The organism is Pseudomonas sp. FP2335 (genome assembly GCF_030687535.1).
In the GTDB taxonomy this organism is placed as follows: domain Bacteria; phylum Pseudomonadota; class Gammaproteobacteria; order Pseudomonadales; family Pseudomonadaceae; genus Aquipseudomonas.
In genome coordinates this window covers 3627403-3649756 of sequence record NZ_CP117437.1, presented here as the reverse complement: position 1 = coordinate 3649756, position 22354 = coordinate 3627403, and the positions used below count along the sequence as shown (strand labels likewise).

Genomic DNA, 22354 nt, shown 5'->3' with positions numbered 1-22354 from the left:
AAGCATCGCGGGCAAGCCCGCTCCCACAGGGGATCGCATTCCATGTGGGAGCGGGCTTGCCCGCGATGAGGCCTTCAAGTTCAGCGAGCAGCCCGGATCAGCTCCAAACTGCGTTGCCCTTCAATTTCAAGCGATCATGCGGGGTATCAAATGCTTGCAACGGACCTTTGGGCACAATTCCCGTCGGATTGATCGTGCGGTGACTGGCGTAGTAATGCCCCTTGATATGCGCAAAATCCACCGTCTCGGCCACTCCCGGCCACTGATACAGCTCCCGCAGCCAGTTCGACAAGTTCGGATAATCCGCAATCCGCCGCAGATTGCATTTGAAGTGCCCGTAATACACCGCATCAAAACGGATCAGCGTAGTAAACAGGCGCACATCCGCTTCGGTCAGGAACTCGCCGGCCAGGTAGCGATGGTCGCTCAGGTGCTGCTCCAGATGATCCAATTCGGCAAACACATCATCAAACGCACTTTCGTATGCCTGCTGCGAAGTGGCAAAGCCTGCGCGATACACGCCGTTGTTCACGGCCGGGTAGATGCGTTCGTTCAGTGCGTCGATGCTCGGGCGTAGCGCCTCGGGGTAGAAGTCCAGGGTGTTGCCGGTCAGCCCATTGAACGCGCTGTTGAACATGCGGATGATTTCCGCCGATTCATTACTGACGATACGCTTGAGCTTCTTGTCCCACAGAACGGGCACCGTCACCCGGCCGGTGTAGTCGGCGGTATCGGCGGTGTAGCGCTGATGCATGAAGGCAAAACCGTCGAGGGCGTCGCCGCTGGAGCCGTGGGCCTTGTCGAAGGTCCAGCCGTTTTCCAGCATCAACCAGCTGACCACGGACACATCGATCAGGCTTTCCAGGCCCTTGAGCTTGCGCATGATCAGGGTGCGATGGGCCCAAGGGCAGGCGAGGGACACGTAGAGGTGGTAGCGACCGGCTTCGGCCTTGAATCCACCCTCGCCACTCGGGCCGGGCGAACCGTCGGCAGTCACCCAGTGGCGGCGCTGCGCCTGTTCACGCTGGAAAGCGCCATCTGCGCTACTTTCGTACCACTGGTCTTTCCAGCGTCCTTCGATCAGCAAACCCATGACTGGCTCCTCAACTAATAAGCGTTGGAGCCCAGTCTAAAGGGATGGGTTCGATTTAAAAGCGCAAAGACTGCGGGTGAATTATCGATTAAATCGATTTGTTCCGTGCGTCCCAGTATTGCTGGGCCAACACGAAAGCCTGCTCCCGCGAATGGCCAAGACCGCGCAAGGCCAGCGCCATGGTGGCGATCAGCGCCAGTTGCGGGTAGCTGTCCTCGACTTCACCGCGCCACAACGCTTTCAAATGCTCGGGCTCCAGGGTCGCCGGTTTGACGTGGCGTTGGGCGGAGAGGGCGGGCCACTCCTCGTCCCAGCTCTCGCCGCCGGTGGTGCCGTAGAGGTGGCTGGCGCTGTCGGGGTTGATCTCGATCTCGCCGCCGTCGCCCTTCACCACGATCACATTGTCGCCGAGCAGGCCGCTGGCATCGCGGTGCACGCCCTGGTAGCCGGGGTGGAAAATGCTTTGCAGGCCCAGGCGTGCATTCAGCGGGTTGAGCAGACGTGCCAGGGAGTGGATCGGCGAACGCAGGCCGAGGGTGTTGCGCAGGTCGATCATGCGTTGCAGTTGTGGCGCCCAGTCGCCCAGCGGGATAAATGCCAGGTTCCCGTGTTGGTAAGCGCTTTCGACCTGCTGCCAGTTGCGGCAAAGCGGGATCTGCAAGGTTGCCAGCAGTTGCTCGGTGTACAACCGGCCCTCGGTATGCGCGCCGCCGCCGTGCATGAGGATGCGTACGCCATTTTGCGCGAGGCACTTGGCCGCCAGCAGAAACCACGGCAGGTGGCGCTTCTTGCCGGCGTAGGTCGGCCAGTCCACGTCGACGTTCAGCGCCGGGGCGTTGAGGCGTTCGCGTACGGCTTCGGTGAAACCGGCGAGTTCTTCCGGGCTTTCTTCCTTGTGGCGCAGCAACATCAGGAACGCGCCGAGCTGGGTGTCTTCGACTTTTTCGTCGAGCAGCATGCCCATGGCTTCGCGGGCTTCCTCACGGGTGAGATTGCGCGCGCCGCGCTTGCCTTTGCCCAGGATGCGCACGAATGGCGCAAACGGATGTTCGGCGGGAGTTTCGAGGGTCAGCGGGGCAAAGTCGGTCATAAGCAATTCGTCGGCCTGGGCAGGCCCGCCAGCTTGGCGGCGAGTTTGGCGGGAGTGCCGTTGAACAGTTTGTTGAGGTGCAGGCTGTTGCCCTTTTCCGGGCCCAGCTTCAAGGCGGTGTACTTGATCAGCGGGCGCGTGGCCGGGGACAGTTGGAACTCGGCGTAGAAGCCGCGCAGCAGTTCGAGGACTTCCCAGTGGTCGGGCGTCAGATCGAGCGCTTCGGCGGCAGCCAGGGCGCTGGCGACTTCTGTGGACCAGTCGTTCAAGTCGACGAGGTAGCCGTCCTTGTCCAACTCATAGGTGCGTTCGCCTACGGTCAAGGTGTTCATAGCCAGCTGTTGACCTTGTCATAGACGATAGACAGTTGCACGAAGCCGGGATAGTCCACGCTGTCGGCCCAGTCGGGTAATGGCAGGTTGCGCGCCTGCATGTCTTCGGCCAGCACAAACACCCTCACACCCTTGGTGTGCAGGGCGGGGGCGTGCAGCCCGTAGGCGCCATCGCCGCACAGCAAGATCGCGTCCTCGGCGCCGCAGATGCGCAGGCAGCTGTCGAGGCGACTGTCGGAAAACGGCGAGTGAGACACCACATGTAAAGTCGACATCAGAGGGTAATCACCTGGTCGTAACGGTCAATCAATTGGGAAATAGCGTCGTTGCTCAATGGTTGTGCCTCGGTGGGCGGCGTCAGGCCACGCACAGCCATGCTGTGGCGGCAGACAAATACATCGTCGATACCGAACAGCCCCAAGGCCTGCAGGTTGGCACTGAGGTCCTTTTGTTGCACGGCCTTGGCGTTCTGGTGCGGTGCGAGCTGGAACACGCCGTCATCCATGAACAACAAACCGATGGGCAAATCGAACGCGCCACCGGCCAGCACGATATCCAGCGCTTCCCGTGCACTCGGGCCGGACCAAGGTGCCTGGCGGCTGATCACCAACAGGGATTTGGACATCTCACGGCCCTCCAAAGCAGATCAGGCGGTCGGCGGTTTGTGCGGCGTCGTGCAGTTGCCCCAGGCCAGACAACGCCCACGGTGCATCGAGGTTGACCGCGCTGCGCTGATAACGCGTGGCCTCCTCGGTGTTGAGCACCCCGCGACGCAGGGCGGCGGCGATGCATACCACGCCGTCAAGCTGGTGCTGGCTGACAAACTCACGCCATTGGCGGGCGATGTCCTGCTCATCCTGCGGGGTGACGATGTTATTGGACGCGCTGTACACGCCGTCCTGGTAGAAAAACAGCCGCACAATCTCATGCCCGCCGGCCAACGCCGCCTGGGCGAACAGCAAGGCGCGGCGCGAGGAGGGCGCGTGGGCCGCGGAAAACAGGGCTATCGCAAACTTCATGGCACACTCGGCAAGCAAACGTGGGCCAATGATAAAGCCGCCGCCAGGAAAAAGCCCGCCGTGATCAAAACGGTCACTGTTGCTGATCGTTCTGACGATTGCCCGTAGGACCAAGGCTGCCTAGTCTGTGGGCAATCGAAACGGAATTGGAGTGCCCATGTCAGGTCCCTTGGCGTCCCTCAAAGTGTTGGATTTCTCCACCTTGCTGCCTGGCCCGTTTGCATCCTTGATGCTCGCGGACATGGGCGCCGAAGTGCTGCGCATCGAATCGCCAACGCGCATGGACCTGCTGCGGGTGCTGCCGCCCCATGACCGGGGGACTTCGGCGAGCCACGCCTACCTCAATCGCAATAAGCGCAGCCTGGCCCTGGACCTCAAGCAAGCCGAGGCGCTGGAGATCGTGCGGGCGCTGGTCAAGGACTACGACATTGTTCTCGAACAGTTCCGCCCCGGGGTCATGGAGCGCCTGGGCCTGGGGTATGAAGCGCTGAAGGCGATCAACCCCCGGCTGATTTATGTGTCGATCACCGGCTACGGTCAAACCGGCCCCTACAAGGACCGCGCCGGGCACGACATCAACTACCTGGCGTTGTCCGGTGTGGCCAGCTACACCGGGCGCCAGGACAGTGGGCCGCTGCCGTTGGGCGTGCAGTTGGCGGATGTGGGCGGTGGCTCGTTGCATGCGGTGGTGGGGTTGCTCGCGGCAGTGATTGCGCGGCAGCAAAGCGGGGTGGGGCAATATCTGGACGTGAGCATGACCGATTGCTCCTTCAGCCTTAACGCCATGGCGGCAGCGGGCTACCTGGCGTGCGGGGTGGAGCCGGCGTGGGAAAACCACGTGCTCAACGGTGGCAGTTTCTACGATTACTATCGGACCCGGGATGGACGATGGATGTCGGTGGGCAGTCTGGAGCCGGCTTTCATGCAGTCGCTGTGTGCGGCGCTGGGACGGCCGGAGTTGGCGGCGCAAGGCTTGTCGCCGGAGCCGGAGCGGCAAAAAGTGCTCAAGCAGGCTTTGCAGGTTGAGTTTGAGAAACGCAGTTTTGAGGAGCTGTGCGCGTTATTTGCCGAGGTGGATGCCTGCGTCGAACCTGTGTTGAGTTTGAGTGAGGCGCTTGAGCATCCCCAGTTGAAGGCGCGGGAATTGTTGAGCCAGGTGCCCCGGGGCGATGGTTCGACCCAGCTGCAGTTGGCGTGTCCGTTGAAGTTCTCTGAGGGGTTGCCAGCGCCTCGGCATATTGGCGGGGCGGTGGGCGCGCACAGTGATGAAGTGTTGGCTGAATTGGGCTTCAGTAATCAGCGTATTGAGGCTTTGCGGCAGGCCAGGGTTATTGGTTGACTGATCCGGCGCCTTCGCGGGCAAGCCCGTTCCCACATTTGACCGGGTTGTCATGTCGATCACCGATCCAATGTGGGAGCTGGCTTGCCTGCGAAGAGGCCGTCACTCCACCCGGGTCTCTCCAGTAAACACCAAAGTCTGCCGACACCGCCGACACAAATACCGCCGCCCCTGAGCCACCAACCCATGGCGCTGCGACGAAAAGGGAAAGTCACTGTCCGCACACGGGCAACGGTAGATATACCGCGTCACCTGACGCCGCTTTACCGCATACGTATGGCAACGGTCCGGCGGCAGTTCGTACACCCCGCGCATGATCAATTGCCATTCTTCGCCATGGGGCTGAATGCGTTCGCCAAACAATTGGTGGGCAATCAGGTGCGCCACTTCATGGGCCACCGTCTGTTTCAGGAAATGCTGGCTGTTTTCACGGTACAGCTGGGGGTTGAAGCGCAGCAGGTTCTCGTGCAAATGCGCGACACCGGCCTTCTGGCCCCGCAGCTTGAGGCTGACCTGGGGGCGTTTGAAGCTTCGTTTGAAAAAGGATTCGGCTTGCAGGAAACAATCTTCGACGCGGGTATTGAGTTGCTCGGGCATGCTGTACCTATCTCCAGAGGCGCCCAGTATGCCGCAACGCCGAGTGTTTCCGAATGGTTCAGGCGCCGAATGGTCATGCATAACGCACAAAGCCACCTTGCGGTGGCCTTGCTCACGGTCTGAAACGCTCAATTGGTATAGATAGGCCCAACGCCCAAGCCCCAGACGATCACGGTAAACGCCATGATTGCCACCAGCACCACCAGGCCCACGGCCAGCACCGAGCTGGAAAACAGGAAGCCCTCGTCCGGATCGATGCTCATGAACGTCGGCAGCCCCACATACAGCAGGTACACCGTGTAGCAGATCGCCGCCGTGCCCACGACCATGCCCAGCCACATATGTGGGTACAGCGCCGCCAGCCCGCCGATAAACAGCGGTGTCGCGGTATAGGTGGCAAACGCGACGCAGCGCGACATGCTGGGGTTGGCGTCGTAGGTTCGGGCCATCCAATGGATGAAGGCGCCCATCACCGCCACGCCGGCGAGCATGGCCGCGTACGACATGATGGTCATCCACAGGGCGCTTTCCTGAGTCAACATCACGGGCGAGCGGTTGCCGATGACCCAGCCGACCTGGGTGGTGCCGATAAAGGCTGATACGGCGGGGATCGCCGCGAGAATCAGCGTGTGAGTGAGGTACATGTGGCCGATGCTTTCTTCTTTATCGCCACGGATTTCCCGCCATTCCTGGTCAGGATGGGTAAACAGCCCCACGACGTGATGGATCATGCCAGTCACTCCTGTTGTTATTACCATCGCCCCCCATCGGAGCGCCCACGGGCCAATTGGCCTGAAAGGTCTGGATATATACGTGCGACCTCAAGTCGCAGTATAGGAAGGGATGACCGGAATGACTGTAGGGCCTTTAGAGCAAATCGCGCTGTAAACATTGGCCCTAATCGCGGTGAAGTCTGTCGGGACTGCCATGGTCGGTGTGGGAGCAGGCAAGCCAGCCCCCACATTGGATCGGCGTCGCCCATTGAAGCATTTTTGCGTAAAATGCTGCGCTTTTCGTCACACACCTTTTGCGGATTCAAGCGCCATGGGCACTCTTACAGTCAACCAGAACAAACTGCAGAAACGCCTGCGTCGCCTGGCCGGTGAAGCGGTCGCCGATTTCAACATGATCGAGGACGGCGACAAGGTCATGGTCTGCCTCTCCGGCGGCAAAGACAGCTACACCATGCTCGACGTGCTGCTGCACCTGCAAAAGGTCGCGCCGATCAAGTTCGAGATCGTTGCCGTCAACATGGACCAGAAACAACCGGGCTTCCCCGAGCATGTGCTGCCGGCCTACCTCAAAGAGCTGGGTGTCGAGTATCACATCGTCGAAAAAGACACTTATTCGGTGGTCAAGGAATTGGTTCCGGAAGGCAAGACCACCTGCTCGCTGTGCTCGCGCCTGCGTCGGGGCACGCTCTACACCTTTGCCGATGAAATCGGTGCGACCAAAATGGCCCTGGGCCATCACCGCGACGACATCGTCGAGACCTTCTTCCTCAATATGTTCTTCAACGGTTCGCTCAAGGCCATGCCGCCCAAGCTGCGCGCGGATGACGGGCGCAACGTGGTGATTCGCCCGCTGGCGTATTGCAACGAGAAGGACATCCAGGCCTACTCCGACCTCAAGCAATTCCCGATCATCCCGTGCAACCTCTGCGGCTCCCAGGAAAACCTGCAACGCCAGGTGGTCAAGGAAATGCTGGTGGAGTGGGAGCGCAAGACACCGGGCCGCACCGAGAGCATCTTCCGCAGCCTGCAGAACGTGCAGCCGTCGCAGTTGGCCGACCGCAACCTGTTCGATTTCACCAGTCTCAAGATCGACGAAAGCGCCGCTTCGCGTTTCGTCAATATAGTGAACCTCTAAGCGACTTCAATGCTCTGACACACGGCGCTCGCGGGCGCCGTTTTCAATTCGAATCCCGGGAGAGGGCATGCGCGATTACAAGTGGCTGCACGAATACTGTCTGAACCGCTTCGGTTCGGCGGCCGAGCTGGAAGCCCACCTACCCGTACCGAATACTGCGGCGCAGTTGCGCCAGATCAGCGACGACCGCTACCTGTCGACCCTGGCCCTGCGGGTGTTCCGTGCGGGCTTGAAACACAGCGTGGTGGATGCCAAGTGGCCGGCGTTCGAGAAAGTGTTCTTCGGCTTCGACCCGGAAAAAGTTGTGCTGATGGGCGCCGAGCACCTGGAGCGGCTGATGCAGGACACCAGCATCATCCGCCACCTGGGCAAGCTCAAGAGTGTGCCGCGCAATGCGCAGATGATCCTGGACATCGCCCATGAACACGGCAGCTTCGGCGCGTTTATCGCCGATTGGCCGGTGACCGACATCGTTGGGCTGTGGAAGTACCTGAGCAAGCACGGCCACCAGTTGGGCGGGCTATCGGCACCGCGCTTTTTGCGCATGGTCGGCAAGGATACGTTCGTGCCGAGTTTTGACGTGGTGGCGGCGTTGAACGCACAGAAGATCGTCGACAAGGCACCCACCAGCCTGCGGGACCTGGCGACGGTGCAGGCGGCGTTCAACGAGTGGCATGCCGAGAGTGGGCGGCCGATGTGCCAGTTGTCGATGATGCTGGCTTACACCGTCAATCACTAGCCTGTAGTGAGCGGGCTTGCCCCGCGCCGGGGGGCGAAGCCGCCCCAAACGGTACACCGCGGTGTATCAGCAAGACCGCGGTGTCTGGATTTAGGGCGGCTTCGCCCCCCAGCGCGGGGCAAGCCCGCTCACTACAGGTCAAGGTGCGAGCTGTCGGTTGAGCTGATGCCGCCAGCGCACATATAGCAAGGCCGTACAAAACACCGCCAGGCTTGCCAGCATCTCCAGCACCCCGAACCACTGGCGGTTCGGGTCATACGCCGCCAGCGCGCCCTTGATGAAATACAGGTTCACCGCAAAGCACATCCACGAATGCCCGCGCGCACTGCCCAGCAGCATTCCCGGTGCGAGCAACAGCAGCGGCACCAGTTCGATCAGCAGGATCACCCACGGCCGTGCGCCGTGCAGGTCGGCGACGAACAGGTAATAGCCGCACAGCAACCCCACCAGCCCAAAGAACGCCAGCAGGCTCAACGCCCGTGCAACCTTGACCCGTGGCTCCAACCACGCCTGGGGCGGCAAGACCTTAGGCTTTCTGGCCACGGCCGCTCTCCAGCAATGTGGCGGTGTTCGCCAGGCGCAAGCCCAGGGCGCGGCACAGGGCGATCTCATGTTGATCAAGCAGGCGCTTGCCGTCCGGCCCGGCGTGGTGGCTGGCGCCGTAGGGCGTGCCGCCGCCTTGGGTGTCGAGCAATGCCTGTTCGCTGTAGGGCAAGCCGGTGATCAACATGCCGTGGTGCAGCAATGGCAGCAGCATCGACATCAACGTGGTTTCCTGGCCGCCGTGCAGGCTGGCGGTGGAAGTGAACACCCCGGCCGGTTTGCCGACGAGGGCGCCGGTCAGCCACAGGTTGCTGGTGCCATCGATGAAGTACTTGAGCGGCGCGGCCATGTTGCCGAAGCGGGTCGGGCTGCCCAGGGCCAGGCCCGAGCAGTGTTTCAGGTCGTCGAGGCTGGCATACAGCGCGCCTTCCTCCGGGATGCTCGGCGCCACGGCTTCGCACTCGGTGGAGATCGCCGGAACGGTGCGCAGGCGCGCTTCCATGCCGCCTTGCTCGATACCCCGGGCGATCTGCCGGGCCATTTCGCTGACCGAGCCGTTGCGGCTGTAATACAGCACCAGCACATACGGTGTGGTCACGGCAGGATCTCCAGCACGTTCTCTGGCGGGCGGCCGATGATGGCTTTGTCGGCGGTTTCCAGGATCGGCCGTTCCATCAACTTGGGGTGCGCGGCGATGGCGGCGATCAGTTGTGCTTCGCTGAGGCTGGCGTCGGCCAGGTTGAGGGTCTTGTATTCGTCTTCGCCGGTGCGCAGCAATTGGCGTGCGCTGAGGCCCAGCTTGGCGAGCAAGGCCTTCAGTTGCGCGGCGTCCAGCGGGGTTTCCAGGTAACGCACCACGGTCGGGGTGAGACCACGGGCTTCGAGCAGTTCAAGCGCACCGCGGGATTTCGAGCAGCGCGGGTTGTGATAAAGCGTCAGATCGGTCATGTGCGGGTCGCATCTTGCGTAAGGTGGCAGGTATTCTACCTGCGCAGCGTCCCGTCCTTAAACCGTAAGAGGCGATAGGTCGCAGCCAACGTTCATTTTTACGAAGGATTACCCCATGACAAGTCGACTGATCGGTGCATTGGCGATCATCACAACCCTGCTGCTCAGCGGCTGCGGTAATGACTACGGCGTTGACCAGTACGGCAAGAAAGTCGCGGCTGAACGCCTGGATAAACAATGGGTCGTGGTCAATTACTGGGCCGAATGGTGTGGCCCGTGCCGTACCGAGATCCCTGAACTGAACGCCCTGGCGGATCAGTTGAAAGGGCAGAACGTCGGGGTGTTCGGGGTCAACTTCGACAATGTGCAGGGTGAGGAGTTGAAGGCCGCCAGCGAGAAGCTGGGGATCAAGTTCACGGTGCTGGCGCAGAACCCGGAAGGGATCTTTGATATACCGCGCAGCGAGGCGCTGCCGGTAACCTACATCATTGATGACAAGGGCAAGGTGCGTGAACAGTTGATGGGGGAGCAAACGGCGGAAGGCGTGATTGCAAAGCTGAAGGCACTACGCGGTTAAAGCAACAACACCAAACCAATGTGGGAGCGGGCTTGCTCGCGAAAGCGGCGGATCAGACAACACATCTGTGACTGATCCACCGCTTTCGCGAGCAAGCCCGCTCCCACATTTTGACCTCGTTCAATCCTGAAATGGTTGCTGTCAGCCCTCTTCAAGCCACAGGCGAATCGGCTTGCCTTCTGCCGGCCAGAAACGCGTCTGCTCGATCGGCGAGATGTCCCAGCGCTGCACGCCTTGCAGGGCCTGGAAGAAGCGGTGTTCCTGCTCCATCAAGGCCTCTGCGCAGAGTTTGCGGGTGCTGCCGATCTGGCCGAAGCTGAGCTTGTCGCCCTCGAGGGTGTACGGCGCGAACCAATGGTTGCAGCCGCCGTTGCCATAGGCACGACCGTCCTCGCCGAGGGTGACCGTCAGGTGCGCGTAGTCCATCAGTGGCCGCTCACCGATCCATTCCACCACGTAGCTGTGATCCCGCTTGAGCTTGGCCGTATCAGCGGCGCAACCCGTGAGGGCCGCACCTGCGGCGGCGAGCAGAAGCAGGCCTTTCATTGTGCGGCCTGCTGGCATTTCGGGCAGCGGTGCTTGTCGCCCTGGCTGGCCCAGCCCAGCTCCTTGATGCGCGCGTTGGCGGCCGGTTGCAGCGGCTCTTTGCTCAGCTTGGTTTCCACCGCGAATTCAAACTCCAGCACGGTGTCGCAGCTGTCGCAGTTGACCTTCCAGGTGTGAATTTCCAATTCGCCGAATTTCGGCCCGTGGGCCATGGCGACCCATTGACCCGCCGGGCGGATGGAGTAGCGCGCGTCGCCTTCGACGGTGAGGCGCATCGACAGGGTTTTGCTGCCGCGCAGGGTGACGATCAGCACGTCGCCGTGCTTGATCGAACCACCGTTGCCGGTGATCTGGTAACGGCCCGGCACCAGGGCGCGGCATTCGATCAGGGTGTGTTGCGGGCTCAGCAAGCTGAAGCGGAAATCGTGTTCGGCCATGGATCCTCCAAATAGGCGCGGCATCCTATCACGGGTGCTGGCCCATCATGAGCCTGGTATGTGACCGCTGATCATCCTTCAACGAGGTTCTGCGTGCGGCCCTCGGCCCACGCGGCGATGTTGGCGAGGGTCGTGCATGCAATCGCCGACAGCGCCTCGCGGGTAAGAAACGCCTGGTGTGCGGTGATGATCACATTGGGGAAAGTCAACAGGCGCGCAAGTACGTCGTCTTGCAGGGGCAGGTCGGAGCGGTCCTCGAAGAACAATTGCGCCTCTTCCTCGTACACATCCAGCCCCAGGTAACCGAGCTGGCCATCCTTGAGCGCTTCGATCAGTGCTGGGGTGTCGACCAGGCCGCCGCGCCCGGTGTTGATCAGCATCGCGCCTGGCTGCATGTGCGCCAGGGAGTCGGCGTTGATCAGGTGTTTGCTGTCGGCCGTCAGCGGGCAATGCAGGCTGATGATCTGCGCTTGGGCCAGCAGTTCGGGCAGGCTCACGTAGCGGGCGCCGAGGGCCAGCACCTGCGGGTTGGGGTACGGATCGTAGGCGAGCAACTGGCAGCCGAAACCGGCCATGATCTTGGCGAACGTCGCACCGATCTGCCCGGTGCCGACCACTCCGACGGTCTTGCCGACCAGATCGAAGCCGGTCAGGCCGTGCAGGCTGAAATCGCCGTCACGGGTGCGGTTGTAGGCGCGGTGCAGGCGGCGGTTGAGGGCGAGGATCAGCGCCACCGCATGTTCGGCGACGGCGTGCGGCGAATAGGCGGGCACGCGCACGATAGTCAGGCCCAGGCGCTTGGCGGCGGCCAGGTCGACATGGTTGTAACCGGCCGAGCGCAGCGCGATCAGGCGGGTGCCGCCTTTGGCCAGGTGTTCCAGCACCGGGGCGCTGAGGTCATCGTTGATAAACGGGCAAACCACTTCGTGGTGTTCGGCCAGTGCCACGGTGTCGAGGTTGAGGCGGGCGGGTTGGAATTGCAGCTCCACGCCGGACGGTAGCGCCTCGCCGAGGAAGCTGTCGCGGTCGTAGGTCTGGCTGCTGAAAAGTATGACGCGCATAAAAAATGCTCCCTGCGATTAATCATTTGAAAACACATGACCCTTGTGGGAGCGGGCTCCCACATAAGGCGGTTTCCTGAAGCGTTGCTTCAGGCGCTGACCCGCGCTTCGCTCGCCAACCGCGCAATCGCCATGTCCAGTTCGTCCAAGGCATGCAAGGCCTTTGCATCGTCCTGTTTAAGCAAGGTCTCGGCTCGTTGGCAGGCGGCGCGCAGTTGCGGCACGCCGCAATAACGGGTGGCGCCGTGCAGGCGGTGGACGCGTTCGATCAGCGCGTTGTGGTCCTTGGCTTCGCGGGCCACGGTGATGGCCAGGCGGTCGGCTTCCAGTGAGGCCAGCAACATGGCCAGCATGTCGGCGGCCAGGTCGGTCTTGCCGGCGGCCAGGCGCAGGCCTTCTTCATGATCCAGCACCAGCAGCTTCACGGCTGGGGCGAGGCCGTCGGTGGCACGCTCCGGTACCTGGTTGCGCAGGGCCAGGCCGGTCCACTTGAGCACCACCTGGGCCAACTGCCGCTCGCTGATCGGTTTGGTCAGGTAGTCATCCATGCCGCTTTGCAGCAGGGCACGTTTTTCGTTGGCCATGGCGTGGGCGGTGAGGGCGACCACCGGCAGCGGCGTACCGTGGCGCTCGCTTTCCCACTGGCGAATCGCCTCGGTGCTCTGGCGTCCGTCCATGCCAGGCATCTGCACGTCCATCAGCACCAGGTCGAAGGTTTCCCGTTTGACCGCGTCAATGGCGGCGAACCCGCTTTCTACCGCTTGGACCTTGGCGCCCATGTCTTCCAGCAGGGTCTGCACCAGCAGCAGGTTGGCCGGGTTGTCGTCCACGCACAGCACCCGTGGCGCGCGGCTGGACAGCGGCTCGCCGGGCTCGCTGCGCGAGGGCCGCGGGCTGATCAGGTCGGCCAGGGCGCGGCGCAGTTTGCGGGTGCAGGCAGGCTTGGCCTGCAACTGGCTGTTGGGGTTGGGTACCGACTGGGTGAACAGCATCTGTTCGGTGGTCGGGCACAGCACCAGAACCTTGCAACCCAGGTGCTCAAGGTCCCACAGGTGCTGGTTGAGGCGCTCCGGTGGGATGTCATTGGCGGTGATGCCAAGCACGGCGAGGTCGATGGCCTGCTCGGTCTGATGGGCGCTGGTGATGCCGTTGGTCAGGCTTTCCAGGCTGTTGAACGGCGTGACTTCCAGGCCGCAGTCTTCCAGCTGATGCTGCAGGGCCTGGCGCGCCAGTTCGTGGTTCTCCAGCACCGCCACGCGGCGCCCGAGCAATGGCGCAGACGGCAGGTCTTCGAGGTCGTCGCGGGTTTTGGGCAGGTTCAGGCTGATCCAGAATTCCGAGCCTTCCCCAGGCGTGCTGTCGACACCGATTTCACCGCCCATCTGTTCAATCAAACGCTTGGAAATCACCAGGCCCAGGCCGGTGCCGCCCGGCTGGCGCGACAGCGAGTTATCGGCCTGGCTGAAGGCCTGGAACAACGCGCGCACATCCTGGCTGGACAGGCCGATGCCGGTGTCCTGCACGCTGATGCGCAGTTGCACGCTGTCTTCCTGTTCGTCTTCGATCATTGCCCGGGCGACGATGGTGCCTTCGCGAGTGAACTTGATCGCGTTGCTGATCAGGTTGGTCAGGATCTGTTTGAGGCGCAGCGGGTCGCCCACCAACGCCAGTGGGGTGTCGCGGTAGACCAGGCTGACCAGCTCCAACTGTTTGGCATGGGCCGCAGGGGCGAGGATGGTCAGGGTGTCCTGCAGCAGATCCCGCAGGTTGAAGGGCACGCTGTCGAGCACCAGTTTGCCGGCCTCGATCTTCGAGAAATCGAGGATTTCGTTGATGATGCCCAGCAGGTTGTCGGCGGATTTTTCGATGGTGCCCAGGTAGTCCAGCTGGCGCGGCGACAATTCGCTTTTTTGCAGCAGATGGGTGAAACCAAGGATGCCGTTGAGCGGAGTGCGGATTTCATGGCTCATGTTGGCCAGGAACTCGGACTTGATGCGGCTGGCCTCCAGGGCCTCCTTGCGCGCCAGGTCCAGCTCGATGTTCTGGATCTCGATGGTTTCCAGGTTCTGGCGCACGTCTTCGGTGGCCTGGTCAATGCTGTGCTGCAGTTCTTCCCTGGCGTTTTGCAGGGTTTCGGCCATGCGGTTGATGCCCGAGGCGAGCTGGTCCAACTCCTGGCTGCCCAGCGGCGGCAGGCGGGTTTCCAGGTTGCCGTCCTTGAGCTGGGCTACGGCTTGCTTGATCAGGCCAATCGGCGAGTTGATGGTGCGGCTGATGCGCAGGGCCAGGGCTGCGGTGCAGATCAGCCCGATGGCGATCAACAGCAGGCTGGCGAACAGGCTGCGATAGCCACGCAGCAACATGCCGTTGTGGGACAGTTCGACTTCGACCCAGCCCAGCAGGCGGTCGGCTTCGTCGGGGATCAACTCGCCCGCGAGGTTGCGATGACGGCCAAATACTGGCAGCAGGTAACGCGTTGCATCGTTGCCGGTGCGTTGCAGCAGGTGCGAACTGTTGCCGATGGGCGGCTGGTTGAGCATGGTCGGGCCGGCGTGGGCTTGGGGCGTGCGGTCCGGGCTGAGGAACGACACGGCGCGCACGTCCGGCTGCTCCAGTGACTGGGTGGCGATGCGCTCCAGCAGCTCGGTATTCTTCGCGCTCAGGGCCGGGGCGACCAGCGGCGCCAGTTGCTCGGCGATCATTTCGCCGCGTTGCAGCAATTGGGTCTGCAATTCCGACAGTTGCATCCAGGTGAAATAGCCCCCCAACAACAGGGCCATCAGACTGGTCGGTAATAAGGTCAGCAACAGTACGCGGCCTTTTATCCCCATTCTTCTAAGCACGCCACTCTCCTGCTACCACATTGTTATCGATAAACCACGCCAGCATCCGGGCCGCGCCACCTGCGCAGTGTAGCCATTTGCGCGGCGTCGGATCTTGCAAATTAATGATATGAGGCAATCTTCGGGCCATTGGGGGGGCGGATGGCGATTGCCTGCGGCGGGTTAATCTTGAATAATCGGCCATTGAGAATGACTTGCAGACGCTAATGAATCCCGCAGCAGTTGGCCTACCCAGTATCCTGACCATTGAAGATGACCCTGTGCTCGGCGCCTATGTCCACGAGCATTTGGGGCGCTGTGGTTTCCAGGTGACGTGGTGCCAGAACGGTCAGCAGGGCTTGCAAATGGCCCGTGACCAGGCGTTCGACGTGGTGCTGATGGATATTCTGCTGCCGGGGATGGATGGCTTGTCGATCCTCACGCATTTGCGCCAGAGCCACTCGATCCCGGTCATCCTGATGTCGGCCCTGGGCGCCGAGGCCGATCGTATCAGTGGCTTTCGCCTGGGGGCGGACGACTACCTGCCCAAGCCGTTCAGTATGGTCGAATTGCGCGTGCGCATCGAAGCCATCCTGCGCCGGGTGGCCCTCGACCGCCGCCCGTTGCCGAGCCTTTCACCGCCGCGCGACGATGCGCCCACCCTGCGTTTTGACGACGAGCTGTGCGACGTTCTCTATCAGGAGCAGTGGGCCGGGCTGACGCGCAGCGAATACCGCTTGTTGGAAACCCTGCACCGCAGCAGTGAAGAAGTCCTCAGTAAAGCCTTCCTTTATCAGCATGTGTTGCAGCGCGGCTATGCGCCCCATGATCGCAGCCTCGACATGCACATCAGCCAGATCCGCCGCAAGCTCAAGGCCGTTGGCTACGGCGAGCGCGAAGTACGCACGGTGTGGGGCAAGGGCTATGTGCTGAGCGGTGCCGATGACAGCCTTTGAACGTCCGTTGCAGCGGTTGCCGGGCAAGCACTCGCTATTCTGGAAACTGGCGTGCCTGTTGATCGCCTTCTGTTTGTTGATGATCTGGCTCAGTTGGTCCTGGGGTCGGTACATGGAGCAGAAGAACCAGTACCTGTCCGACGAAGCGAGGATCACCTTGAGTGGTTACGCGGTCGGTGCCGAACAGGCCTGGAACCGCGGTGGGCACGCCGGGGTTGATGCGTGGCTGCAGCAGATGGGCACGCGTGAGCGCACCTGGATCGGGGTGATTGGCAATGACTTGCAGTCCTTGAGCAGCTACCCGTTGAGCGACAAGGAAAGTCAACGCCTGACGTTCCTGCGTGGGCTGGACTGGCCGGTCAGCCGGCATGTGAAAGGCTTGCCGTGGTTGAAAATTCCCTTCCCGGTGAACCCGGAGGCGGGTTCGCTGGTGATCGAGTTGCCGCAACGTTTTATGCCGGGGCGCTACCAGGTGTTCTGGCGAGTGGTGACCAATGGGGTCATCCCCGGTTTATTCACGTTGCTGCTGTGCATCGGGCTCTATCGCCTGCTGATCATGCCCCTCAATCAACTGCGTGAGCAGGCCAATGCCTGGCGCGCCGACCAGTTGAATACACGGTTGTCCCAGGCGGCCATCAGTCGCCAGGATGAGCTGGGCGAATTGGGGCGTGCGTTTGATCACATGTCCGAACGCCTGCAGGGCACGGTGGTCTTGCAGCAACAACTGCTGCGGGACATGTCCCACGAACTGCGCACCCCGCTGAGCCGGCTGCGGGTGGCGTGCGACAGCGAACAGGATCTGACGCAGCTGCGTGAGCGCTTGAGCCGGGAGATCGACGCAATGCAGCGCCTGGTGGAGGACAGTCTGCAACTCGCCTGGCTGGATACCGAGCGTGCGCCGCTGCCCCGGGAAGACATTCAGGTGCAGGCGTTGTGGGACATGTTGCGTGAGAACGCCTGTTTTGAAAGTGATTGGCCGGCATCGCGCCTGCCGTGCCTGCTGGGCGCCGATTGCTGGGTGCGCGGCAACCTCAACGCGTTGGCCCAGGCCCTGGAGAATATCCTGCGCAATGCCATACGCCATTCGCCCGCCGAGGGTGCAGTCAGCCTGGATGGGCGGCGCGAGGGGGATTACTGGCACTTGTGGCTGGAGGATCAGGGCGGTGGTATCGATGAGCGCGATCTGGAGCGTATCTTTGCGCCGTTCACCCGCCTGGATGGCTCGCGGCCCGGCGACGGCGGCTTTGGCCTGGGCCTGAGCATCGCACGCAACGCCGTGCAGCGTCAGGACGGCAGCCTGTGGGCGCAAAACACCGGACAAGGCCTGCGCATTCACCTGCGCCTGCAGGCGCGCCAGGCCTCAAGCGCGACGTAGTCTGCGCTTCTTCCATTGGTGGGCCACCCACCAGCGCCAGTAGCCCATGGTCAGGCAATAGGCCAGCGCGCCCAACACCAACCCCAATACCACTGAACCCAGCAGGAACGGCTGCCACAGGGTGCTCAGCTGGCCGCTGATCCACTCCCAGGTCAGGTCGTCGGGCAGGCTGCGTGGCGGCACATTCATCAGCCAGGCGCCGGTCAAATAGGTGCAAAAGAACACCACCGGCATGGTGATCGGATTGGTCAGCCACACAAGGCTGACGGCGATGGGCATGTTGCCGCGCACCGTGATCGACAGGACCGCCGCCAACAACATCTGCAACGGAATCGGGATAAACGCCGCGAATAAACCCACGGCCATGGCCCGTGCCACCGAGTGCCGGTTGAGGTGCCAGAGGTTGGGGTCATGCAGCAACGTGCCGAGGAATCGTAAGGACTTGTGTTCCCTGATACTGCTGGGGTCGGGCATGTACCGTTTGAATAAGCGCCGAGGCATAAGGCTTCCAGGTCAGATCGAGGGGCAAGTATGCCCACATTCTATAAACAGAAAATTCAGACTTTGTGACAAAACATCAAAGGCAGTACCGGGCGCTCGGCTAAGACTGAATGGATCACTTGAAAGGGATGATCCATGAGAGCAGGGATGTTCGCGTTTGCACTGGGGTTGTTGACCCTGCGCTTTTTACCGGTGTTGCCGCCTGTCGGCCTGCTGCTGGCCATGCCAGTGGTGGCGTTGATGTTGTTGCCATTTCGCACCTATTGCCTGGCGTTCTTTCTATTCGGCTTGAGTTGGGCGTGCCTGAGTGCGCAGTGGGCGCTGGATGATCGCCTTAGGCCAGCACTGGATGGGCAGACACGCTGGCTGGAAGGGCGTGTCGTCGGGTTGCCGCAGCAGACTGGCAGCGGTGTACGGTTCGAGCTGGCCGACAGTCGCTCGCGCAATGCCCGGTTGCCCAAGCGTATCCAAGTGTCCTGGCACGCTGGGCCGGCGGTGCACAGCGGTGAACGCTGGCGCGTGGCGGTCACGCTCAAGCGGCCGGCGGGGTTGCTTAATTTTCATGGCTTTGACCGCGAGGCCTGGTTGCTTGCCCATCGTATTGGCGCCACGGGCTCGGTAAAGGATGGCATGCGCCTGTCGCCTGCGCGTAACGCTTGGCGCGACAGCGTGCGCCAACGCCTGTCGAGCGTGGATGCCCAGGGGCGCGAGGCTGGGTTGGCGGCGTTGGTGCTGGGGGACGGTTCGGCACTGGCGCCGCAGGATTGGCAGGTGTTGCAAGCCACCGGCACGGTGCACCTGCTGGTGATTTCCGGTCAACACATTGGTTTGCTCTCGGGGTTGATTTACGCGCTGGTCGCCGGGTTGGCGCGCTACGGCTATTGGCCGCGGGCCCTGCCTTGGCTGCCGTGGGCGTGTGGCTTGGCGTTTGCCGCTGCGCTGGGCTACGGCTTGCTGGCAGGGTTCGGTGTGCCCGTGCAGCGTGCCTGCGTGATGGTCGGGCTGGTGCTGCTGTGGCGCTTGCGGTTTCGCCATCTGGGTGCCTGGTGGCCGCTGCTGCTCGCGCTCAATGGGGTATTGGTGCTGGAGCCGTTGGCCAGTTTGCAGCCTGGATTCTGGTTGTCGTTCGCGGCCGTTGCCGTGTTGGTGCTGGCGTTCAGCGGGCGTTTGGGCGCTTGGAGTGTGTGGCAGGCGTGGACCCGTGCGCAGTGGCTGATTGCACTCGGTTTGTTTCCGGTATTGCTGGCGCTGGGGCTGCCGATCAGCCTGAGCGCGCCGTTGGCCAACCTGTTCGCGGTGCCTTGGATCAGCCTGGTGGTGTTGCCGTTGGCGCTGCTCGGGACTGCGCTCTTGCCGCTGCCATGGGTGGGCGAGCAACTATTGTGGCTGGCCGGTGCTGCGTTGGACGGACTGTTTCGCGGCCTCGCGTTGCTGGCGGAACAACTGCCGGCCTGGACTCCGGCCGAGGTGCCGCTGGGCTGCTGGCTGATCAGCCTGTCGGGCGCGGTGTTGTTGCTGTTGCCCAAGGGCGTGCCGTTGCGGCTGCTGGGCTGGCCGATGCTGTTGCTGGCGGTGTTTCCACCCAGGGAATCAGTGCCCCATGGGCAGGTCGAGGTGCTGCAGTTGGATGTCGGGCAGGGTCAGGCATTGATCCTGCGCACCCGTCGGCACACCCTGCTTTACGATGCGGGGCCGCGTTCGGGTGCGTCCGATCTGGGCGCCAGCGTGGTGTTGCCAGCGTTGAAAAAGCTCGGGGTAGGGCGGTTGGACATGCTGCTGCTGAGCCATGCCGACGTCGACCACGCCGGTGGTGCGGCCGCGGTTGCCCGTGGGTTGGCCATCCGCCGGGTAGTGGGCGGCGAGACCGAAAGGTTGCCGACATTCCTCGGGACCCAGCCATGCGTGAGCGGCGAGCGTTGGGAGTGGGACGGCGTGGCGTTTGAGTTGTGGCAATGGTCGGACGCGGTTGAAGGCAACGCGAAGTCCTGTGTGTTGCAGGTCCAGGCCAATGGCGAGCGCCTGTTGCTGACCGGCGATATTGACCGCGCCGCCGAGCGGGCCTTGCTTGAGTCACCCCTGGCGGTGGCGACCGACTGGCTGCAGGCACCCCACCATGGCAGTCGCAGTTCTTCGTCCTGGCCCTTTGTACAAAGGCTTTCGCCCCACTCGGTGTTGATCTCCCGCGGCCGTGGCAATGCGTTTGGCCATCCTCATCCGCAAGTGCTGGAGCGCTACCAGGCGCTGGGTAGCCGGATCTACGACAGCGCCGAGCAAGGGGCCGTGCGTCTGCGACTGGGCGCCTTCGCACCGCCGATTGTTGCGCGCAGTCAACGTCGTTTCTGGCGTGATGCATTACCCTTTGAGCCTAAGGTCGGCGAACCCCGCTGACGAACCGATATGGTAAAGTGGCGCACTTTTTCGAGGGGACATTCACTGTGTGGGAATTGGTCAAATCCGGTGGTTGGATGATGTTGCCGATCATCATGAGCTCCATCGCCGCACTCGGCATCGTCGCCGAACGCCTGTGGACCCTGCGCGCCAGTCGCGTCACCCCCGAACATCTGCTGGGGCAGGTGTGGGGCTGGATCAAGAACAAGCAGCTCGACAAGGAAAAACTCAAGGAACTGCGCGCCAACTCACCTCTAGGTGAAATCCTCGCCGCCGGCCTGGCCAATTCCAAGCATGGTCGCGAGATCATGAAGGAGTGCATCGAGGAGGCCGCCGCCCGGGTCATTCATGAGCTGGAGCGCTATATCAATGCCCTCGGCACCATTGCCGCCATGGCCCCGTTGCTCGGTTTGCTGGGCACCGTTCTGGGCATGATCGACATCTTCAGTTCGTTCATGGGCTCGGGCATGACCACCAACGCTGCCGTACTGGCCGGTGGTATTTCCAAGGCACTGATAACCACGGCCGCCGGCCTGATGGTCGGGATTCCTTCGGTGTTCTTCCACCGTTTCCTGCAACGGCGCATCGATGAATTGGTGGTGGGCATGGAGCAGGAGGCGATCAAGCTGGTGGAAGTGGTACAGGGCGACCGTGATGTGGATCTGGTCGAGGGTCGAGCGTGAAATTTCGCCGCAAGCAACGGGAAAACGTCGACATCAACCTCGCGTCGTTGATCGACGTAGTGTTTATCCTGCTGCTGTTTTTTGTCGTCACCACCACCTTCACCCGGCAGACCGAGCTGCGCGTCGATTTGCCCGAAGCGGTCAGCGGCTCGCCGGCAGAAGACCAGCAGGTCAAGCAACTGGACATCGCCATCAGTGCCGAGGGGGTGTTTTCGGTGAATAACCAGGTGCTGGAGAAAAACGACCTGGCCAGCCTGATGGATGCCTTGCAGCGAGAATCCGGCGGCGATACCAAGATGCCGCTGTCGATCAGTGCCGATGGCAAGACCCAGCATCAGGCGGTGATCACGGCGATGGACGCTGCTGGCAAGCTCGGTTTCAGCCATCTGCGCATGAGTACCGTCGAGGCGGCGAGCCAACCCTGATGGCCATGTCCGATCGTTTACTCAAGGCCTGGTATGAAGGGCACCCGGCGCTGTCGCTGTTGCGCCCGCTGGAGTCGCTGTATCGCCGCGTCGTGCAGGGCAAGCGCGCGCGCTTCCTGGCGGGCGAGGGCGAGATCTATCAATCGCCGGTGCCGGTGGTGGTGGTCGGCAATATCACGGTGGGCGGCACCGGCAAGACGCCGTTGATCCTGTGGTTGATCGAGCACTGCCGTCGCAGCGGGTTGCGTGTGGGGGTGGTCAGCCGGGGTTATGGCGCCAAGCCACCGCAGTTGCCGTGGCGGGTCGAGGCCAGTCACAGTGCTGCAGTGGCTGGCGATGAGCCACTGCTGATCGTGCAGCGTTGTGGCGTGCCGCTGATGATCGATCCCGACCGCAGCCGTGCAGTCAAGGCGCTGCTGGCCAGTGAAACCCTGGACTTGATCCTGTCCGATGACGGCCTGCAACACTATCGCCTGGCCCGCGACCTGGAACTGGTGCTGATCGACGCCGCGCGCGGCCTTGGCAACCGCCGCTGCCTGCCTGCCGGGCCGTTGCGCGAGCCGGTGGAGCGTCTTGAGAGCGTGGATGCGCTGCTCTATAACGGTGCCACCGCTGATCGCGAAGATGGCTTTGCCTTCCGTCTACAGCCCACGGCGTTGATCAACTTGAAGACCGGTGAGCGTCAATCGGTCGAGTATTTTTCGTCTGGCCAGCAGGTTCACGCGGTTGCCGGCATCGGCAACCCGCAACGTTTCTTCAACACGCTTGAATCGCTACACTGGCAGCCGATCCCCCATGCTTTTGCCGACCATGCGCCCTACAGCGCAGAAGTCTTGAATTTCACGCCATCATTGCCGCTGGTCATGACCGAGAAGGACGCGGTCAAGTGCCGCGCCTTTGCCCAGCCCGACTGGTGGTATCTTGCGGTGGATGCGGTGCCGTCGCCGGCGTTCGTCGCCTGGTTCGACACGCAACTGATGCGTCTGTTGCCCGCCCGTCTCTTGCCTTAAAACG

General features: G+C 62.3%; 26 protein-coding genes. 10 read left to right on the top strand and 16 right to left on the bottom strand.

All coding sequences use genetic code 11. The features are described from left to right. Positions 1 to 97: 97 nt before the first annotated feature. The 6 genes from PSH81_RS16300 to tusD form a co-directional block, all read right to left on the bottom strand. Entirely contained in the window at positions 98 to 1093 is a 996-nt protein-coding gene (locus PSH81_RS16300; protein ID WP_226456370.1) for a glutathione S-transferase family protein, read from the bottom strand. 88 nt (positions 1094 to 1181) lie between these two features. Beyond that, positions 1182 to 2183 (bottom strand): glycosyl transferase family protein, encoded by a 1002-nt coding sequence (locus PSH81_RS16295; RefSeq protein WP_305391084.1) that lies wholly within the window; start codon positions 2181 to 2183, stop codon positions 1182 to 1184. Continuing rightward, on the bottom strand, positions 2180 to 2515 hold the full coding sequence (locus PSH81_RS16290) for a TusE/DsrC/DsvC family sulfur relay protein (RefSeq protein ID WP_305391083.1): 336 nt from the start codon (positions 2513 to 2515) through the stop codon (positions 2180 to 2182). Before PSH81_RS16290 ends, PSH81_RS16295 begins: the two co-directional genes overlap by 4 nt. Next, positions 2512 to 2790, bottom strand: coding sequence for a sulfurtransferase complex subunit TusB (gene tusB / locus PSH81_RS16285; RefSeq protein WP_305391082.1), 279 nt, complete (start codon positions 2788 to 2790; stop codon positions 2512 to 2514). Before tusB ends, PSH81_RS16290 begins: the two co-directional genes overlap by 4 nt. Further along, positions 2790 to 3140, bottom strand: coding sequence for a sulfurtransferase complex subunit TusC (gene tusC, locus PSH81_RS16280; protein ID WP_105522787.1), 351 nt, complete (start codon positions 3138 to 3140; stop codon positions 2790 to 2792). Before tusC ends, tusB begins: the two co-directional genes overlap by 1 nt. Position 3141: 1 nt before the next feature. Continuing rightward, positions 3142 to 3534, bottom strand: coding sequence for a sulfurtransferase complex subunit TusD (tusD, locus tag PSH81_RS16275; protein WP_192296542.1), 393 nt, complete (start codon positions 3532 to 3534; stop codon positions 3142 to 3144). A gap of 157 nt (positions 3535 to 3691) precedes the next feature. Between tusD and PSH81_RS16270 the strand changes: the two genes are divergently transcribed. Beyond that, complete coding sequence (locus tag PSH81_RS16270; RefSeq protein ID WP_305391081.1) at positions 3692 to 4873, top strand: CaiB/BaiF CoA-transferase family protein; 1182 nt, start codon at positions 3692 to 3694, stop codon at positions 4871 to 4873. 102 nt (positions 4874 to 4975) lie between these two features. Here the strand turns inward: PSH81_RS16270 and PSH81_RS16265 are convergent, their stop codons facing one another. Continuing rightward, positions 4976 to 5470: a SprT family zinc-dependent metalloprotease gene (locus tag PSH81_RS16265; RefSeq protein WP_192296540.1), complete on the bottom strand. Its 495-nt coding sequence runs from the start codon at positions 5468 to 5470 to the stop codon at positions 4976 to 4978. A gap of 128 nt (positions 5471 to 5598) precedes the next feature. Next, the gene (locus PSH81_RS16260) at positions 5599 to 6201 is read right to left on the bottom strand and encodes a Yip1 family protein (RefSeq protein WP_226456366.1); all 603 of its coding nucleotides are present in this window, start codon (positions 6199 to 6201) and stop codon (positions 5599 to 5601) included. A 313-nt stretch (positions 6202 to 6514) separates the two neighbouring features. Between PSH81_RS16260 and ttcA the strand changes: the two genes are divergently transcribed. Continuing rightward, complete coding sequence (gene ttcA / locus PSH81_RS16255; RefSeq protein ID WP_192296538.1) at positions 6515 to 7339, top strand: tRNA 2-thiocytidine(32) synthetase TtcA; 825 nt, start codon at positions 6515 to 6517, stop codon at positions 7337 to 7339. A 67-nt stretch (positions 7340 to 7406) separates the two neighbouring features. Next, on the top strand, positions 7407 to 8078 hold the full coding sequence (locus PSH81_RS16250) for a DNA-3-methyladenine glycosylase I (RefSeq protein ID WP_192296537.1): 672 nt from the start codon (positions 7407 to 7409) through the stop codon (positions 8076 to 8078). Positions 8079 to 8216: 138 nt separating this feature from the next. On the opposite strand, the gene PSH81_RS16245 is transcribed toward PSH81_RS16250, so the two are convergent. From PSH81_RS16245 to arsC, 3 genes are read right to left on the bottom strand one after another with little or no spacing between them, the layout of a single operon-like run. Beyond that, positions 8217 to 8621 (bottom strand): DUF2069 domain-containing protein, encoded by a 405-nt coding sequence (locus tag PSH81_RS16245; protein WP_192296536.1) that lies wholly within the window; start codon positions 8619 to 8621, stop codon positions 8217 to 8219. Then, positions 8605 to 9219, bottom strand: a complete 615-nt coding sequence (wrbA, locus tag PSH81_RS16240) for an NAD(P)H:quinone oxidoreductase (RefSeq protein WP_192296535.1) — start codon at positions 9217 to 9219, stop codon at positions 8605 to 8607. Before wrbA ends, PSH81_RS16245 begins: the two co-directional genes overlap by 17 nt. Further along, positions 9216 to 9569 carry an arsenate reductase (glutaredoxin) gene (arsC, locus tag PSH81_RS16235; RefSeq protein ID WP_192296534.1) on the bottom strand — a complete coding sequence of 118 codons (354 nt, stop codon included), beginning with the start codon at positions 9567 to 9569 and terminating at the stop codon, positions 9216 to 9218. Before arsC ends, wrbA begins: the two co-directional genes overlap by 4 nt. A 115-nt stretch (positions 9570 to 9684) precedes the next feature. Here arsC and PSH81_RS16230 point away from each other — a divergent pair, with 115 nt between their 5' ends. Then, the gene (locus PSH81_RS16230; RefSeq protein ID WP_192296533.1) at positions 9685 to 10146 is read left to right on the top strand and encodes a TlpA disulfide reductase family protein; all 462 of its coding nucleotides are present in this window, start codon (positions 9685 to 9687) and stop codon (positions 10144 to 10146) included. 141 nt (positions 10147 to 10287) lie between these two features. Here PSH81_RS16230 and PSH81_RS16225 read toward each other — a convergent pair whose 3' ends face one another. The 4 genes from PSH81_RS16225 to PSH81_RS16210 all read right to left on the bottom strand — a co-directional run bounded on the left by PSH81_RS16225 (position 10288) and on the right by PSH81_RS16210 (position 15033). Beyond that, positions 10288 to 10692, bottom strand: a complete 405-nt coding sequence (locus PSH81_RS16225) for an META domain-containing protein (protein ID WP_226456364.1) — start codon at positions 10690 to 10692, stop codon at positions 10288 to 10290. Then, positions 10689 to 11129 (bottom strand): hypothetical protein, encoded by a 441-nt coding sequence (locus PSH81_RS16220; protein ID WP_192296531.1) that lies wholly within the window; start codon positions 11127 to 11129, stop codon positions 10689 to 10691. The genes PSH81_RS16225 and PSH81_RS16220 overlap by 4 nt, the downstream gene beginning before the upstream one ends. Before the next feature lie 71 nt (positions 11130 to 11200). Next, complete coding sequence (locus PSH81_RS16215) at positions 11201 to 12190, bottom strand: 2-hydroxyacid dehydrogenase (RefSeq protein WP_226456363.1); 990 nt, start codon at positions 12188 to 12190, stop codon at positions 11201 to 11203. Between the two features lie 89 nt (positions 12191 to 12279). Continuing rightward, positions 12280 to 15033: a response regulator gene (locus tag PSH81_RS16210; RefSeq protein WP_192296529.1), complete on the bottom strand. Its 2754-nt coding sequence runs from the start codon at positions 15031 to 15033 to the stop codon at positions 12280 to 12282. Positions 15034 to 15239: 206 nt separating this feature from the next. Between PSH81_RS16210 and PSH81_RS16205 the strand changes: the two genes are divergently transcribed. Further along, on the top strand, positions 15240 to 15968 hold the full coding sequence (locus PSH81_RS16205) for a response regulator transcription factor (protein ID WP_305391080.1): 729 nt from the start codon (positions 15240 to 15242) through the stop codon (positions 15966 to 15968). Then, positions 15955 to 17343, top strand: a complete 1389-nt coding sequence (locus tag PSH81_RS16200) for a sensor histidine kinase (protein WP_305391079.1) — start codon at positions 15955 to 15957, stop codon at positions 17341 to 17343. Before PSH81_RS16205 ends, PSH81_RS16200 begins: the two co-directional genes overlap by 14 nt. Here the strand turns inward: PSH81_RS16200 and PSH81_RS16195 are convergent. Beyond that, the gene (locus PSH81_RS16195) at positions 17329 to 17844 is read right to left on the bottom strand and encodes a DUF2062 domain-containing protein (RefSeq protein WP_192296526.1); all 516 of its coding nucleotides are present in this window, start codon (positions 17842 to 17844) and stop codon (positions 17329 to 17331) included. The genes PSH81_RS16200 and PSH81_RS16195 overlap by 15 nt on opposite strands. 135 nt (positions 17845 to 17979) lie before the next feature. Between PSH81_RS16195 and PSH81_RS16190 the strand changes: the two genes are divergently transcribed. The 4 genes from PSH81_RS16190 to lpxK are packed head-to-tail and all read left to right on the top strand — an operon-like array spanning position 17980 to position 22350. Continuing rightward, positions 17980 to 20232 (top strand): DNA internalization-related competence protein ComEC/Rec2, encoded by a 2253-nt coding sequence (locus PSH81_RS16190; RefSeq protein WP_305391078.1) that lies wholly within the window; start codon positions 17980 to 17982, stop codon positions 20230 to 20232. A gap of 47 nt (positions 20233 to 20279) precedes the next feature. Beyond that, positions 20280 to 20915: a MotA/TolQ/ExbB proton channel family protein gene (locus PSH81_RS16185; RefSeq protein WP_185706715.1), complete on the top strand. Its 636-nt coding sequence runs from the start codon at positions 20280 to 20282 to the stop codon at positions 20913 to 20915. Then, the gene (locus tag PSH81_RS16180) at positions 20912 to 21340 is read left to right on the top strand and encodes a biopolymer transporter ExbD (RefSeq protein ID WP_192296524.1); all 429 of its coding nucleotides are present in this window, start codon (positions 20912 to 20914) and stop codon (positions 21338 to 21340) included. The genes PSH81_RS16185 and PSH81_RS16180 overlap by 4 nt, the downstream gene beginning before the upstream one ends. Further along, positions 21340 to 22350 (top strand): tetraacyldisaccharide 4'-kinase, encoded by a 1011-nt coding sequence (gene lpxK, locus PSH81_RS16175; RefSeq protein ID WP_226456359.1) that lies wholly within the window; start codon positions 21340 to 21342, stop codon positions 22348 to 22350. The genes PSH81_RS16180 and lpxK overlap by 1 nt, the downstream gene beginning before the upstream one ends. Positions 22351 to 22354: the final 4 nt, after the last annotated feature.

Coding starts and splice junctions, on each gene's coding strand:
- PSH81_RS16205 (WP_305391080.1), top strand. CDS start 15,240: ATGAATCCCGCAGCAGTTGGCCTACCCAGTATCCTGACCATTGAAGAT.
- PSH81_RS16295 (WP_305391084.1), bottom strand. CDS start 2,183: ATGACCGACTTTGCCCCGCTGACCCTCGAAACTCCCGCCGAACATCCG.
- PSH81_RS16290 (WP_305391083.1), bottom strand. CDS start 2,515: ATGAACACCTTGACCGTAGGCGAACGCACCTATGAGTTGGACAAGGAC.
- PSH81_RS16225 (WP_226456364.1), bottom strand. CDS start 10,692: ATGAAAGGCCTGCTTCTGCTCGCCGCCGCAGGTGCGGCCCTCACGGGT.
- PSH81_RS16300 (WP_226456370.1), bottom strand. CDS start 1,093: ATGGGTTTGCTGATCGAAGGACGCTGGAAAGACCAGTGGTACGAAAGT.
- ttcA (WP_192296538.1), top strand. CDS start 6,515: ATGGGCACTCTTACAGTCAACCAGAACAAACTGCAGAAACGCCTGCGT.
- arsC (WP_192296534.1), bottom strand. CDS start 9,569: ATGACCGATCTGACGCTTTATCACAACCCGCGCTGCTCGAAATCCCGC.
- PSH81_RS16260 (WP_226456366.1), bottom strand. CDS start 6,201: ATGATCCATCACGTCGTGGGGCTGTTTACCCATCCTGACCAGGAATGG.
- tusD (WP_192296542.1), bottom strand. CDS start 3,534: ATGAAGTTTGCGATAGCCCTGTTTTCCGCGGCCCACGCGCCCTCCTCG.
- tusB (WP_305391082.1), bottom strand. CDS start 2,790: ATGTCGACTTTACATGTGGTGTCTCACTCGCCGTTTTCCGACAGTCGC.
- tusC (WP_105522787.1), bottom strand. CDS start 3,140: ATGTCCAAATCCCTGTTGGTGATCAGCCGCCAGGCACCTTGGTCCGGC.
- PSH81_RS16220 (WP_192296531.1), bottom strand. CDS start 11,129: ATGGCCGAACACGATTTCCGCTTCAGCTTGCTGAGCCCGCAACACACC.
- PSH81_RS16265 (WP_192296540.1), bottom strand. CDS start 5,470: ATGCCCGAGCAACTCAATACCCGCGTCGAAGATTGTTTCCTGCAAGCC.
- PSH81_RS16215 (WP_226456363.1), bottom strand. CDS start 12,190: ATGCGCGTCATACTTTTCAGCAGCCAGACCTACGACCGCGACAGCTTC.
- PSH81_RS16190 (WP_305391078.1), top strand. CDS start 17,980: ATGAGAGCAGGGATGTTCGCGTTTGCACTGGGGTTGTTGACCCTGCGC.
- PSH81_RS16230 (WP_192296533.1), top strand. CDS start 9,685: ATGACAAGTCGACTGATCGGTGCATTGGCGATCATCACAACCCTGCTG.
- PSH81_RS16250 (WP_192296537.1), top strand. CDS start 7,407: ATGCGCGATTACAAGTGGCTGCACGAATACTGTCTGAACCGCTTCGGT.
- lpxK (WP_226456359.1), top strand. CDS start 21,340: ATGGCCATGTCCGATCGTTTACTCAAGGCCTGGTATGAAGGGCACCCG.
- PSH81_RS16195 (WP_192296526.1), bottom strand. CDS start 17,844: ATGCCTCGGCGCTTATTCAAACGGTACATGCCCGACCCCAGCAGTATC.
- PSH81_RS16270 (WP_305391081.1), top strand. CDS start 3,692: ATGTCAGGTCCCTTGGCGTCCCTCAAAGTGTTGGATTTCTCCACCTTG.
- PSH81_RS16200 (WP_305391079.1), top strand. CDS start 15,955: ATGACAGCCTTTGAACGTCCGTTGCAGCGGTTGCCGGGCAAGCACTCG.